A 14,696-nucleotide genomic window follows, 5' to 3' on the forward strand; every position below is an offset into this window, starting at 1 on the left:
AAGATACTCGAGGATTTTAGCTTTAATTTCTTCCATTTAAATACACCACCGTTTCTTACCATCCTGTCGGGTGGTACATATATTCAGACGCCGCCGCCAATCGGCGGCGGCATTCTGTTCTTATTATACGCCCAACTAAGCGGCTATATTCTTACCACTTAAATTGAGTTGTGCTTCTGAATGTGGTCTGCGCCAAGGTGAAGTCGTCGATGTGCTTGTCAGTGAATTCAAGGCCGGACAGCTCGAAGAATTTCTCCCAGCTAATGCGGTCGATCCACTCAGCCATACGCTCACCAGGCTGTGCATTGGCTGCCCACAGTTCAACCAGGTTCTTAACTGCTTCAACAGTCTCCGGCCAGCGGGGAGGATTGTTGGGCAGGAAGGGGATGGCCAAACGAGAGAATCTGGGGCCAATACGGCTGTTGGAAATCTTACCACCAACCCAGATGGACACAGCATCGTTCTTAGGATCGATAATGTGAACAGATGGGCACATGGTGTAGCAGTTACCGCAGTACATGCAGCGCTCAGCTTTGATGTCTACGGACTTAAGCTTAGGATTCGGACGGATAGCTGCGGTGGGGCAGCTAGCGGTCAGAGTCGGGATTTCGCAAACCTTATGCAGGTTTTCGTGGTCAATGGTTGGTACAGTTCTGTGGATACCCAGGATAGCGATATCGGAGCAGTGAACAGCACCGCACATGTTCAGACAGCAAGCCAGGGCGATTCTCATCTTGGCAGGCAGCTTCATGCTGGTGAAGTATTCAAACAGCTCATCCATAACAGCCTTAACGATACCGGAGGCATCGGTAGCAGGAGTATGGCAGTGTACCCAACCTTGAGTGTGCACGATGTTGGTAATGGAGTTACCAGTACCACCAACGGGAATACCCTTGGCATTCAGGTCTGCAATTAGAGGATCAATATTAGCTTCTTCACTGAGCAGGAACTCAATGTTGTTACGGCTGGTAAATCTCATGTAACCGTCGCAATACTTGTCTGCGAGATCGCAGATTTCACGAATAAAGTAGATACTAACCAGACGCGGAGAAGCAGCACGTACAGTGTACAGCTTCGCTCCGGTTTCAGATACGTGTACTAGAACGCCGGGCTTAAGAATTTCATGGTAGCTCCACTTGCCATAGTTTTCTTTGCAAATGGGGGGTAGCATGTCTCTATAGAGCGGCGGTCCGATATCAGTTCTTGCCAATGTGGTTCACCTCTCCCCGTTTCATTTTTTTATGCGGCATTGCCTGCATATTATTCTAAATTAGTCCTGAACAGTTTCTTCAGGCCACCAGAAGAAGAATGGGTTAGCACGTGGAGCCAGTACCATTTGAGGAATGGGCTCAAGCTCAACAGCGCGCAGGAAGTTACGCATTCCGAGGCGGAGGATTAGCTCACCAACACGCTCACGGGTCTTGCCGTTCTCATCCCACCACTCCCAAACTTTCTCAAGGAACTCTTTGAGTTCTTCGTAGGGAGGCTCAAGCTTCATGAAGGGTACGATTACCCAACCCATCATAGCGCCTTGCAGAATGGGAGCCTTACCACCGATTAGGATGGTAGCACCACGGTCGTCACCAGGACGCAGGGCTTTGCACATTTTGTTGATGCAGTGCATGCAACGGGTGCAGTTAGGATTGTCAATGGTTAGTTCGTTGCCATCAAAGCTCATGCACTTGGTAGGGCACTTGTCAACTACTAAACCTTGAATATCGAAACCTTCAGCAGCGTATGCACGAACAGCTTCTTGGTTAATCTTAATATCGTCTCTCCAGGTACCCTGGATGGAGATGTCAGAACGTGCGATGGAGGCTACACAGTCATTAGGGCAGCCGGAAACTTTGATTTTGCACTTGTAAGGCCACATTGGACGGTGCAGGTAATCCTGGAACTCGTTGGTCAGATCATGACAGATGTCGGTAGAATCGATCATGGCAAATTCGCAACGAGCGGGACCAGCACAGGAGCTGGGAGTACGCAGGTTGGAACCGGAACCACCCAGATCAAATGGATGCTCTTCAAAAGCAGATACTTCATCAAAAATTGTCTGAATGTGTTCGGTTTTTGTTCCCAGCAGAATCACGTCACCAGTGGAACCGTGTAAGTTGGTCAGTCCACTACCGTATTTTTCCCACACATCACATACTTGACGCAGGGCTTTGGTGTGGTAGTACCAACCAGAAGGCTGGTTCAAACGCACGGTGTGGAAGTGTTCAACATGGGGGAATTGCTCGTGTACGTCAGAGTAGCGACCGATAACGCCACCACCATAACCCATAACACCTACCAGACCACCGTGTTTCCAGTGGGCCTTTTTGTCCTCATAAGAAAGCTCCAGTTGACCAAGCAGGTCTTGGGCGGAAAGGTTGTTAGCAGCGGCTCTTTTAATTTCTGTTACGAAACTAGGCCACGGCCCTTTTTCGAGATCGTCCAAGAGAGGAGTTTTCTTGGCTTCGGTCATTAAGTTCACCTCCGTTTTTTTGTGAAAAGGATATTTACTATCCCGCCATAAATGGCCAGCCTCTTTCCCAAACAAGGCGATTTTTCAAGTTTGGCTCGCTAGTTATAAATGGCATTTTGTAACTAGTTAAAAACCGAAAAACCAACTCAGTTAGACAAAAAAAGACAGACTTGTCCAACCTCGGAAAAGAAGGCAATAAGTTGTCTAAATTTGCACAATCAAACACTTGTGTATGCAATATTCGCATCCACGTAAAGTTTATCACCTGTCCAGCCACTCTGTCAATAAATATTCGGCTCTTGGAAATGTGGAGTTTTTCACAAAATCTGAATAGTGGTAAAATTTCTTAACAGCCAGAATTTTTTTGTGGTCATTTGTGGTCAGGCGATACGATTTAGATTATAGCATAATGAAGCCAGGCTTGTCCCGATGGTAATTATGGAATTACAGGAAATGCTGCCTTGCAGCATTAGCCCAGCAAGTATCCTTCTTCAAAGGCCTGTAAATTTACGTCGATAAATTTTTGAGGCACCCTCGCCCTGAGGGCGGATAGCCAGGTTTCTTTTTCTATTGGAAGTTTTTTTGCCAGGATTCCCATGAGGACCACATTGGCAGCCTTGGGGTTGCCGCATTTTATGGCGATATCCAGGGCGTCGACTACCACAGTACTGGGAACTGCCCCTCTAACCTTTTCTAAGCAATCAGCAGGATAAACAGCCGCTCCTGTTAATACAGGCACCGGAGCAATGGACTGATTATTGATGATTATATCCCCGTCTGCCTTGAGAAAGGGCAGCCAGCGCATGGCCTCCATTTTTTCAAAGGCCAGTATTACGTCTGCCCCACCCCGGGAGATAATGGGCGAATAGACCCGTTCCCCCAGCCTTACCTGGGTTACCACAGATCCGCCCCGCTGGGCCATCCCTTTAATTTCTGAAACCTTAATGTCATAACCGGAAGCACCTGCTGCTTCGGCCAGTACTCTGGTGGCCAGGATAGTTCCTTGCCCCCCAACACCAACCAGTAAAATATCTAAGGGCTTAAGCATTTCCTTCACCCCTCTTCTTTAGGGCCTTCTTATTGCAAACTTGCAGGCAAAGGCCGCAGCCATTGCACTGAATAGCGGTAACCTGGGCCTTGTCCCCCTGGCGTGAAATAGCCGGGCAGCCCAGGTTTAAACATATTCCACAGTTAATGCAGGACTCCTTGTCCACCTCAACCGGCTCAGAAATGGCCGCCCGCCCTTTAAGTAATACACAGGGCCTGCTGGCTATTATTACCGAGGGTTCCTCCGCTGAAGTTTCCTCTTTAATCACGGAATTAAGTTCTGCCAGGTTCATGGGATCTACCTGCCGTACCCTTTTTACCCCCAATGCCCGGGCGACACCGGCCAGATCCACCTCGGGGGCGGGTTTACCCAGCAGGGTCAGGCCAGTTGCAGGGTTTTCCTGGTGTCCGGTCATGGCGGTTGTTCTGTTGTCTAGGATTAACACGGTGGAACGTCCTCCGTTGTAAACCACATCCAAAAGGCCTGTCAGGCCAGAGTGCAGGAAGGTGCTGTCCCCAATAACTGCCACTGTCTTGCTGGCCATATCCGGATTGGCCTTTTCCATACCAAGGGCGGCACCGATACTGGCTCCCATACAAATACAGGTATCCATTGCTCCCAGGGGACTTAAGCTGCCCAGGGTATAACAGCCAATATCTCCGCTGACAACTAGCTTTAGCTTTTTAAGGGTGTAGAAAACTCCCCGGTGTGGGCAGCCGGCACACATTACAGGCGGACGTCCGGGCAGCGCTTGAAGGTCTGTTGCTGCTATAGGAGCCTCCTTGCTGTTTAATACCTCCGGGTTAACCTCGATGCCCGCTCCAACTAATGCCTGGGCAATGAGATCTGTGCTAAGCTCCCCATAGGAGGGCAGTATTTCCTTGCCCAGCACCGATATTCCCAGGGCACGTATTTGCATCTCTAAAAAGGGCTCTAGTTCCTCAACCACCAGCAGGGTTTTAACACCTGCGGCAAATTCTTTAACTAATCCGGCAGCCAGCGGGTAGGTAAAGCCTAGTTTTAACACCGACGCATTGGGTAAAGCTTCCTTTACATAATGGTAGCTAATGCCGCTGGTAATTACTCCAACTTCCCTGCTGCCCCATTCAATTTTATTTACAGGACAGTTATCACTGTATTCGGCCAATCTGGCTGTACGACCCTCAAGGTATACCCTTCTGGCCCGTCCATGGGCAGGTACCATTACATACTTTTGAGGGTCCTTGGTGTAGGGGCGCAGTTCCTTTGGTCCCGGCTCCCCTATTTCCACAAAGCTCTGGGAGTGGGACACCCGGGTAGTGAGCCTCAGCATCACCGGGGTATCAAATTGCTCACTTATCTCCAAGCCCAGGGCCACCATATCCTTGGCCTCTTGACTATCGGCAGGCTCCAGGCAGGGTATTTTATTCATCAGGGCAAAAAAGCGATTGTCCTGCTCATTTTGGGAGCTGTGCATACCTGGATCATCGGCTGAGATCAGTATAAGTCCTCCGTTTACTCCCGTATAGGCGATGGTAAAGAGGGGATCTGCAGCCACATTGACTCCAACGTGCTTCATGGTCACCAGCACCCTGGCTCCGGCGATGGATGCACCGGCACCAACCTCCAGTGCCACCTTTTCATTGGGGGACCACTGGGCATAAATGTCAGGATACTTGGCAAAGTTTTCAAGTATCTCGGTGCTTGGGGTTCCTGGGTAGCCTGCTGCCACGGTGATGCCGGCCTCAAAGGCTCCCCTGGCTATGGCAGCATTCCCTGATAATAGTTCTTTCATGATGCAACCTCCGTTAGGTTCAGTTATTTCCTGGTTAATTACTTTCTTTTGTCAATAACCCTTTTGGCCTTGCCCAGACTGCGTTCTAGGGAGCGTGGCTCCAGCAGCTTTACCTTGGGGCTAATGGATAGTACAGCCAGCAGTCGGGAGCGAACCCTTTTTTCCAGCTCCTCAAGATCCCGCCAACTACCCGTAAAGGCGTCATCCGTCATTTCCACCTGCACCTCCAGGGCGTCCAGGTAGCCTTTCTTGGTGACAATTATTTGATAGTGGGGGGCAACCCCCTCAATCTTCAACAGTACATCTTCGATTTGGGAGGGGAATACATTTACTCCACTTACAATCAGCATATCATCGGTCCGTCCGCTAACCTTGCGAATCCGGGCATTGGTTCTGCCACAGGCGCAGGGCTGTCTGTTAATCACGGTAATATCCCTGGTACGGTAGCGGATTATGGGTAATGCCTCTTTGGTCAGGCTGGTTATCACCAGTTCACCTTCCTGTCCATCCGGCACCGGCTCACCTGTCCGGGGATCAATTACTTCGATCAAGAAATGATCCTCAGACACGTGCATTCCCTGTCGTTCCTGGCACTCACCGGCTACACCCGGACCGATAATTTCGCTGAGTCCATAATTATCACTGGCAGAGATGCCCCAGACCCTCTCAATTTCATCCCTCATACTTTCAGTCCAGGCCTCGGAGCCGAACAGGCCGTACTTTAATCCCAGGGATTTGGGATCAATGCCCATACCCTTAGCTACCTCTGCAATGTGCAGGGCATAGGTTGGTGTGCCGATCAAAGTGGTAGTGCCAAAATCCTGCATCAGCATGATTTGTTTTTCTGTATTGCCCGTGGAGGAGGGAACCACCGTAGCCCCTACTTTCTCCAGGCCATAGTGCAGACCGAAGGCCCCGGTAAACAGGCCATAGCCGAAGCTGACCTGGGCCACATCCTCGTCGGTTACTCCTGCGGCAGAAATCATCCTGGCAACCAGTTCTGACCAGGTTTCAATATCCTGCCTGGTATAGCCAACCACGGTAGGCTTTCCCGTTGTTCCCGAGGAAGCATGCAGTCGCACCACCTTTTTCATCGGCACAGCAAACATGTTAAAGGGATAGTTGTCCCTCAATTCCGCCTTAGTGGTAAAGGGTAATTTGCTGACATCAGCAAGGGAGCTGATATCACCGGGCTTTACTCCTTGACGGTCAAAAAGCTCTTTATATAGGGGGACATTTTGATATACACTTTCCAGGGTTTTTTGCAGCCGTGAGAGCTGCAGTTCCTGCAGCTCTTCACGGTTCAGGGTTTCAAACTGTTCGTTCCAAATCATACTTGCTCCACCTTCTTGTTTTTCACTAATATTTTACTCGTGGTGCCAATGCCAAAAATCTGCTCCAGATGCTTGCCGGGTAATTTTTCAGTTACCATACTTATCACAGGCAATACCAACAGGGGTACCAGCATAGCAGCAGAACCTGCAGTTGGCAGCATACCAGGGTCCAGCTTAATGAAGTAAGCGGCGATAAGGGGAATGCTCAGACCAGTCAGAGATGCTATCCAGGCACCCTTGGCTGTGGCACCGGGCCAAAAGAGCCCGAAGAGGTAGGGCGCCAGGAAGGCCCCTGCCACGGTACCCCAGGAAATAGCCATAAGACTTAGGATTATGGCCGGCTTAGCCATTGTCAAAGCTACAGAAAGAGCTATAAATAAGGCGCATAATATTCTCATATGGGCCACCTTCTGTCTCTCCGTGAGTTTCGGGAAGAGGCTCTGGAGTAAATCCATAGATACTGCCGAGCTGGATACCAGCACTAGGGAAGCCAGAGTGGACATGGACGCCGAGAGAACCAGCAGTAAAAGCAGGGTTACTCCCCACTCCGGCAGGTTGTTCATCATAATTTGCGGGATAATTAAATCAGGGTTGGGGCTGCCGGTAGCCGGGTCAACAGGTACCTTATCGAAAAACAGTCGGGTAAGACTCCCGGTAAAATAGGCCCCGGTGGTTATTACTAAGGCAAAGACGGTGGCCACGATGGTGGCCGGCTTAATAGATGCCTCATCTTTAATGGCATAAAACTTTTGTACCATCTGGGGTAATCCCCAGGTTCCCAAGCTGGTCAATATAACTAGGGAGGCCAGGGGCAGCCAGCCCGGGGGTCCCACTGGTTCTACTAATTTATGATCTATAGCGGCCAATTTGGCAAAGCCTGATGCCAGCCCACCTACCTGGGGTGAACCAACGATATAGTAAAGCAGTACGCCTACACCAAAGATCATTACAGTTCCCTGTACCACGTCGGTAATGGCCACAGCCCGGTAGCCACCTGTAACCAGATACATGGCCGTTAGCAATCCCATGGCAATAGCAGCATAGGTATATGGAATGTCAAATACCCTTTCAAATAGGTAGCTCAGTCCCATGAATACCGAGGCAGAGTAGGGTATCATAAAAATAAAGATAACCATGGCCGCAAACACCTTTAGACCCGGAGATTGATACCGGGCCGCTAAAAATTGAGGCATGGTCATAACATTTAGTTTAATGGTCATTTCCCTGGTGCGCTTGGCCAGGACCAGCCAGGCTAACAAGCTGCCTACAAGGGTATTGCCTACAACAACCCAAAGGGTTGAAAGCCCAAAGCCAAAGCCCACTTTACCGGCATAGCCGATAAAGATAACTGCTGAGAAATATGTGGTTCCAAAGGCAAAGGCCGAAAGCCAGGGGCCAACGGTCCTGCCGCCTAAAAAGAATTCATTAACGGTTTTGGCCCTGCGCATGCAGTAAAGGCCACAAAATAAAAGCAACCCTACAAAAAGGGTTAGAAATATCCCTTTCATTCTTCCATCCTCCCATTCTACTTCTTATAACTGGAATCTCTGTACTTCGACCAATCAATATTGGCTGCCTACTTAACTACTATACTACCTTTGCAAACCACCTCCAGACCTGTGGTATTTCTCTTATTCTATATTTTTATGTCAAATCCTTCTGAAATTGACTGGAAAATTAGCTTTAGGGCTTGGTGGGGTAAAAAAAGGAGCCTAATACTTCTGGTGAAGCGATTAGGCTTTGGGTTTTTATAGGGTTGCGATTTGTTTTTGGGTGATGTTGCGTCGCTTTAGGAAGCGGCCTAGGCGGCGGAGGGCTTCGGTTAGGTCTTCCACCGAGGAGGCGTAGGAGCAGCGGACACAGCCTTCGCCTCCGGGGCCGAAGACGTCGCCGGGGATTACTGCTACCTTTTCCTCCAGGAGAAGGGCCTCGGCAAATTCTGCCGAGGTGAGTCCTGTGTCCCCGATATAGGGGAAGACATAGAAGGCACCACCTGGCTCAAAGCAAGGCAGGCCAATCTCCTTGAAGCCCTGGAGCATTAGACGCCTGCGGCGGTTGTAATGGGCCACCATGTTTTCCATGGGGGTTTTGCCGTGACGCAGGGCCTCCATGGCCGACATTTGGGCTGTGATGGGGGCGCAAAGCATGGTGTACTGGTGTATCTTGGTCATGGCCCCGATAAAGTCTCCCTGGGCTGCCGCATAGCCAAGGCGCCAGCCGGTCATGGCATAGGCCTTGGAAAAGCCGTTAAGCACAATGGTTCTGTCCCTCATACCCGGCAGGGAGGCAAAGCAGGTATGCTGGCCGATATAGGTTAGCCGGTCATATATCTCGTCGGAAATGACCAATAGATCATGCTTGGCCACAACCTCCGATATTTTCAGCAGCTCCTCCCGATTCATTATAGCTCCGGTGGGGTTATTGGGGAAGCATAGCAGTAAAACCTTAGATTTTGGTGTAATGGCTGCCTCCAGCTTATCCGCAGTCAGCCTAAAATCATCTTCCATGCTGGTGGGAATGGTTACAGGCACTCCTCCGGCCAGGGTGGTGCAGGGAATATATGAAACATAGCAAGGTGTTGGAATTAGCACCTCATCCCCGGGGCAAATTAGTGTTCTTAGGGCCAGGTCCAAGGCCTCACTTACACCAACGGTCACCAGCACTTCCGATCTGGGGTTATATTGAACACCCTGGGTACCAAGATATTTTGTAATTTCCTCCCGGAGTTCCAGCAGCCCGTGGTTGCTGGTATAGGTGGTACTGCCCTTATGCAGGGAATAGATACAGGCCTCCCGGATATGCCAGGGTGTTACAAAATCAGGCTCACCTACCCCAAGGGAGATTACTCCCTCCATCTCGGCAGCCAGATCAAAGAAGCGCCTGATGCCAGAAGGGGGAATGGCCTTTACCGTCGGGTTTATATAGTGGCTCCAGGTTCTATCTGTCACGGGGTGATCACCAGCCTTTTATCCGTTTCCCTATCCTCGAAAATAAATCCGTCCTGCTTATAGGTCTTCAGCACAAAGTGGGTGGCAGTGCTCATGACGTGCTCTACGGTGGCCAGCTTGGTGGCCACAAAGAGGGCCACTTCCTTCATGGTAACCCCATCCACAAAAACGGCTAAATCGTAGGCCCCCGACATCAGATGTACACTTTGCACCTCTGGAAAGCGATAGATACGCTCTGCCACCGCATCAAAGCCCACATCCCTCTGGGGGGTAATCTTTACCTCAATCAGAGCGGAGACCTTTTCCACCCCGGCCTTTTCCCAGTTAATCAGGGTAAAGTACTTGATGATGGTCTTATCTGCCTCAAGTTTCTCAATAATCGACCTGACCTCATCCTCATCCCGTCCGGTCATCACCGCTATTTGTTCCGCTGTCAGTCTGCTGTTGCTTTGTAAAAGCTCTAATATTTCCAGCATAAAAACACCTCCTAAAAAAATAATAACTCCGTCCCGGAAAGGGACGGAGTTTAAAATACCCGTGGTACCACCCTAATTGGCTGCCTTTGCAAAAATGCAGCCCACTTAGACCTCGATAACGGTGAAGAACCGGCTTAGCTTACTGTTAGTTCGGCCAGCACTCAGGGGTGGCCCGGCTGCTTCCTTGACCGGGCTTGCACCTACCCCGGCTCGCTGAGCAATTTAATCAGCCTTCTTCCCCCTCATGGATTTTGAATATTCTCGTTTTTATAGTTTATCATTAGCCACGATGGCTGTCAATTTACATTGTAAGGGTTCCATTGGGTGTTTCAATAAGTTTTAATACCTGATCAGTCTTGCCTGTCATGGCATTTACATATACCAGGTAGGCTTCCCCATTAATCTGTCCGGACACTTCGTAGGAGAATTTTTCTTTGCCCGAGTCCGTTGGAATAATGGCTAGGCGGGTATTTGTAATTTCCATCCGCCCATTAACCTTAGACTTGGCCTGCTCCACACTTATGGCCGGCTCCGGTAGCTCCCTCACCTTATGGGCCATTAGGTAACCCCTGGCATCAAAGCCCACTATTTGACCATCATCCAAAGCCACATTTATCTTAATTTGATCCGGGTAAATGATAACTTCATTTTGCTGAGGAATAAAGTTAAATATGGCCCTGTTATCCTGCTGCTGAAAATAGATATTGACCATACCTTTATAGCCACGGCTTTCCAGGAAGTCTTCTGCCTTTTCCCGGGCTTGGTCAACGGATAGCTTGGGGGTACCTATATCCCTGCTGTTAAGGTACCAAACCACATGCCCGCCTTTTTCACTTACATTAGCTGTAATTCGCCCGTCTGCTTGCTGTTGGGTTAACAGCTCCACCTGAAATCCAGGTATTCTTTCCCTGGTCCTGCCGGTAACTTGTGCCCTATAATCGGCATTAGTTCGGGCATCTAAAAATTCCCGGGCAATTTTTCTGGCATCGTCCGAGTTAACGGTTGTATCACCCAGCCCCACAGGCTGAACCCTATCCAGGTGATCCGAGAAGGGGCCGTCATAGATCAAGGTTGGAAAGCCCTGCATATCCCTGTCGATACTTTGAAAGTCCTGGGGACGGTTAGTGGGGGCTCCCTTTTGAAGCTCTTCCTTTGCCCCCCTAATGATATCTGTGATACTTAGCCTGCCTTCGGACACCCTGGCCTCCATATTGTATAATTCTTTATTTAGCTGCTCCGCCTGCCTGTAGAGGGTATTTAGGGTATTAAACTCTTCTTCCGTCAAGGGTTGTCCATTGTTTATTTCCCTAGCCTTAACCCTGGCATAATCCCCTGCCTGGGCTAAAAACTTTGCTGTCCTGGCTGTTACCTGGGAGGACACCGGCAGTTGGGTTAGGTTTTCCCTGGCACCTTCTGACTGCAGCCAGATTTCCGAAAATATTATCGTATCATCCGGGTCCCCTGCTACAGCTAGACTTTTTGCCAGCAGCACTTCCATGTTCTGCACCCTATTTATAAGATTGTAAAAGGACATTTGATACCTATTGTTCATAAATACTTCCAGCATGGTTCTGTCTTTATGTTCCTTATAGGCCCAGGCCCCTACGGCAGCAAATAATAATACTCCGATTAGAGCGGGTATCCCCCATCTTTTCATTTCGGCATCCCCTTCCGCAGACTATTAATAGGCAAAAACGTGTCGCCCGATTTGGTTGACAATTTTACGGGACCAGATCCAGCGATTCACAGGTTTACTGGGATTCCAGAAGAACAATGCCCCTCCGGTGGGATCGTAGCCAGATATGGCATCCTGGGCGGCCCTCAGAGCCTCTTGGTCCAGGTTCCTGTTGTATTGCCCATTGGAAACCGACTCAAAGGCCAGGGGCTGGTAGACAACTCCTGACAGGGTGTTAGGAAATTGGTCGCTTCTAACCCTGTTTAGCATTACCGCACCCACGGCAACCTTGCCTGAGTAGGGTTCATCTGCAGCTTCGCCCATTATAACCCTTGCTAAGAGGTTTATACTGTCCCGGTTGGACACAAACCCCCTGGAGGCTGTGGCGTAATTGTCCTCCCTTTTCTGAGCAGCCGGGGCTGCTGTAGCCAATCCCATGGCTTGTCTGGTGGCGGTGCCAACTACTCCATCAACCGGAAGGCCGTTACGCCTTTGAAAGCTTTTTACTGCTTCAGCTGTTTGGGCCCCATAATTCCCTGTAACAGGACCTTGGAAATAACCCCAATCCTTTAATCGCTGCTGTACTTGTGATACTTGGGTACCCCTGCTGCCCCAGTAGAGAACCGGGTCTTGAGCCAGGGCATGATTATAAATAAGCAACCCAGCCAATAAAAATGTAACCAGGCTCAGTAGGCCAATCCCAATTCTAATTTTCTTGCTGCCTAGCTTTTGCCAACGCATATAATATCTCACCCCGTCGATTTTTTAGTTATTTTTGCCTCGCCGGGATAATATTATGTAACCGTTATTTATTTTTACCCTGGAAGATAGGGGCAAAAAAAATAACGCCTGTTATCAGGCGTTAGGTATTCTTTAGTTGTGCGGCTGCCAGCTACGGGCCATTTCTATAAATTTTTTGGCCCAGTCTGGCTCGGAGACAGCATGTATATGGTTGTACACTGCCACCACATTTTTATATCTAAGTCCGTCATATTCGCCGTTTATGCCATGTCCCCGCAGGACTTTGAAGGCAAACTCACAGTTCCCCTGTTCAAGGCTGCTTACCCGGGAATTGTGAAACTCATGACCTTTAACAATCTTTCCTGCAGGGAAATAGGGGGTGCCTTCCAGCACCTCCAGGTGCATGTAGCCGTGACCCTGGGGTTTCTTGAGCATTTCCACTTCGATGGGTAAGGCTCCCACCATTTCAAAGGACTTGTCCTCCCAATGTATTCTTCTCCCTAAATACATCAGGCCACCGCACTCAGCATAGACCGGCAATCCCTTTTCTATCTGGTCTTTAAGGTGCTGTCTAAAACTGTTGTTGGCTTCAAGGTCAGCCGCCAATACCTCGGGAAATCCCCCACCAATATATAAGCCATCTATTTTGGGCAGCCTTTGGTTAGCTATGGCGCTAATATCAACCAGCCTTGCTCCGGCTTCCACCAAAGCCTCCAGGTTTTCCGGATAGTAAAAGGAAAAGGATCTATCCCGAACCACTCCAATAGTGGGCTGTTTGTTATCCTCTGCCTGTCCGGGCATATGCCAATTAATATTTACAGCCCCAGGAATGTCCTTTTCCTCTACCAGGGCCGGCCATTCCCGGGCTATTTTTAATATGGCCGCCATGTCCAGATATTTAGCAGCGGCCTGTCCAATTTCACCCACCGCTGTCATCAGTTCATCATTCTCCCCTGCGGGGATTAGGCCAAGATGCCTGTCCGGGATGCTAAATTTCGTACCTTTAGGCATGGCTCCCAGCACCGGCACATCACAATATTCGGCTATTGAAGTCCGCAGCATCCTTTCATGCCGGGCCCGGGCAACCTTATTTAGTATTACTCCAGCTATTTTAACCCCTTTGTCAAAATTGACAAAGCCATTAACCATGGCTGCAGCACTTCTGGTCATTCTGGTACAATCAACAACTAGCAATACAGGGGTTTCAACAATTTTTGCAATTTCTGCGGCACTGCCGCTGCCCGCCAGATCCACACCATCGAACAGGCCCATGGCACCTTCCACCACTGCCACATCTGCTTCTCTGGCATGCCTAATAAAGGTATGTCTGATGGCCTTGTGATCCATAAGGTAACTATCCAGATTGCGGCAGGTAGCACCGGCAACTTTGGTTAACCAACTGGGATCGATAAAATCTGGTCCCTTTTTAAACGGCTGCACCTTTAATCCCATTGCAGTCATAGCAGCAATAAGTCCCACCGTAATAGTGGTTTTTCCAGACCGTCCCTGGGGGGCGGCCACCAGCAATCTTGGAATGCTGTAACTATATGTAGTAGCCAAATCCACACCGCCTCTTTTCTATATTTGATAGTCTTTAACCATTAGCCCCAGACTATTCGCTGTTCACCCAAGCATTTCCCGAAGTCCTGAATTCTTTACCCCTAAGACTCCGGGAAATACTTGTAAGACAGTAACACCCTCACCCGGATGTGATCCAGGTGAGGGTGAACTAAAATCTAGTTATTATACGCAACCGGTAGGCTTAGGAAGTCCAGCCAGTTTGCAGGCGCCCTTAGCGGGGCCGGTGGGGAACAGTTCGTAGATGCCTTTCAGGCTGTAGCCGGTGTCTTTGCACAGCTTACGAACCATGGGAGCGATACCAAATTGGAAGAAGTAGTCACGCAGGTATTTAATAACCTTCCAGTGATCATCGGTTAACTCATCGATACCTTCTTCTTTGCAGAAGTATTTAGCTACGTCTTCGGTCCAGGTGTCAGGGTTTAATAAAAAACCGTCTTCATCAACTTCGATTTGCTGGCCAGCAATCTCAATAAATGCCATCTCGAAACAGCACCTCCAGAATTATTTATTATTTCCAGAACCAAACAGTGGTTCTTTGATAACATTTTATATTATATACGCTTTTCTTAATTTTTTGAAGTAGTACAAGCACATTATTTTTAGAAAAGCCTAACAATAATTATGAATGTTATTATGCTTCATAAATGCTTAA

Annotated in this window: 12 protein-coding genes and 1 other annotated feature; all 12 genes read right to left on the reverse strand. The window is 49.2% G+C overall.

Annotated features, from left to right (window positions below; translation table 11 throughout):
• Nucleotides 1-151: 151 nt before the first annotated feature.
• Nucleotides 152-1,210, reverse strand: coding sequence for a dissimilatory-type sulfite reductase subunit beta (dsrB, locus tag P6N53_RS17260; RefSeq protein WP_304545405.1), 1,059 nt, complete (start codon nt 1,208-1,210; stop codon nt 152-154).
• Nucleotides 1,211-1,270: 60 nt separating this feature from the next.
• Entirely contained in the window at nt 1,271-2,467 is a 1,197-nt protein-coding gene (dsrA, locus tag P6N53_RS17265; RefSeq protein WP_304545407.1) for a dissimilatory-type sulfite reductase subunit alpha, read from the reverse strand.
• A 469-nt stretch (nt 2,468-2,936) separates the two neighbouring features.
• Nucleotides 2,937-3,515, reverse strand: a complete 579-nt coding sequence (locus P6N53_RS17270) for an indolepyruvate oxidoreductase subunit beta (protein WP_304545409.1) — start codon at nt 3,513-3,515, stop codon at nt 2,937-2,939.
• Complete coding sequence (gene iorA / locus P6N53_RS17275) at nt 3,508-5,289, reverse strand: indolepyruvate ferredoxin oxidoreductase subunit alpha (protein WP_304545411.1); 1,782 nt, start codon at nt 5,287-5,289, stop codon at nt 3,508-3,510. Before iorA ends, P6N53_RS17270 begins: the two co-directional genes overlap by 8 nt.
• 38 nt (nt 5,290-5,327) lie before the next feature.
• On the reverse strand, nt 5,328-6,623 hold the full coding sequence (locus P6N53_RS17280; protein WP_304545413.1) for a phenylacetate--CoA ligase family protein: 1,296 nt from the start codon (nt 6,621-6,623) through the stop codon (nt 5,328-5,330).
• On the reverse strand, nt 6,620-8,131 hold the full coding sequence (locus P6N53_RS17285) for a sodium:solute symporter family protein (RefSeq protein ID WP_304545415.1): 1,512 nt from the start codon (nt 8,129-8,131) through the stop codon (nt 6,620-6,622). Before P6N53_RS17285 ends, P6N53_RS17280 begins: the two co-directional genes overlap by 4 nt.
• Nucleotides 8,132-8,371: 240 nt before the next feature.
• On the reverse strand, nt 8,372-9,571 hold the full coding sequence (locus P6N53_RS17290; RefSeq protein WP_304545417.1) for an aminotransferase class I/II-fold pyridoxal phosphate-dependent enzyme: 1,200 nt from the start codon (nt 9,569-9,571) through the stop codon (nt 8,372-8,374).
• Nucleotides 9,568-10,047 carry an Lrp/AsnC family transcriptional regulator gene (locus P6N53_RS17295; protein ID WP_304545418.1) on the reverse strand — a complete coding sequence of 160 codons (480 nt, stop codon included), beginning with the start codon at nt 10,045-10,047 and terminating at the stop codon, nt 9,568-9,570. Before P6N53_RS17295 ends, P6N53_RS17290 begins: the two co-directional genes overlap by 4 nt.
• A 36-nt stretch (nt 10,048-10,083) precedes the next feature.
• Nucleotides 10,084-10,302, reverse strand: a binding site (T-box leader).
• 46 nt (nt 10,303-10,348) lie between these two features.
• Nucleotides 10,349-11,704 carry a germination protein YpeB gene (gene ypeB, locus P6N53_RS17300; protein WP_304545419.1) on the reverse strand — a complete coding sequence of 452 codons (1,356 nt, stop codon included), beginning with the start codon at nt 11,702-11,704 and terminating at the stop codon, nt 10,349-10,351.
• A gap of 24 nt (nt 11,705-11,728) precedes the next feature.
• The gene (gene sleB, locus P6N53_RS17305; RefSeq protein WP_304545421.1) at nt 11,729-12,463 is read right to left on the reverse strand and encodes a spore cortex-lytic enzyme; all 735 of its coding nucleotides are present in this window, start codon (nt 12,461-12,463) and stop codon (nt 11,729-11,731) included.
• 132 nt (nt 12,464-12,595) lie between these two features.
• Complete coding sequence (locus P6N53_RS17310; protein ID WP_304545422.1) at nt 12,596-14,023, reverse strand: cobyrinic acid a,c-diamide synthase CobB; 1,428 nt, start codon at nt 14,021-14,023, stop codon at nt 12,596-12,598.
• A 183-nt stretch (nt 14,024-14,206) separates the two neighbouring features.
• On the reverse strand, nt 14,207-14,524 hold the full coding sequence (locus tag P6N53_RS17315) for a TusE/DsrC/DsvC family sulfur relay protein (RefSeq protein WP_304545423.1): 318 nt from the start codon (nt 14,522-14,524) through the stop codon (nt 14,207-14,209).
• Nucleotides 14,525-14,696 lie beyond the last annotated feature (172 nt).

This window comes from Desulforamulus aquiferis, assembly GCF_030577015.1.
Classification (GTDB): domain Bacteria; phylum Bacillota; class Desulfotomaculia; order Desulfotomaculales; family Desulfotomaculaceae; genus Desulfotomaculum; species Desulfotomaculum aquiferis.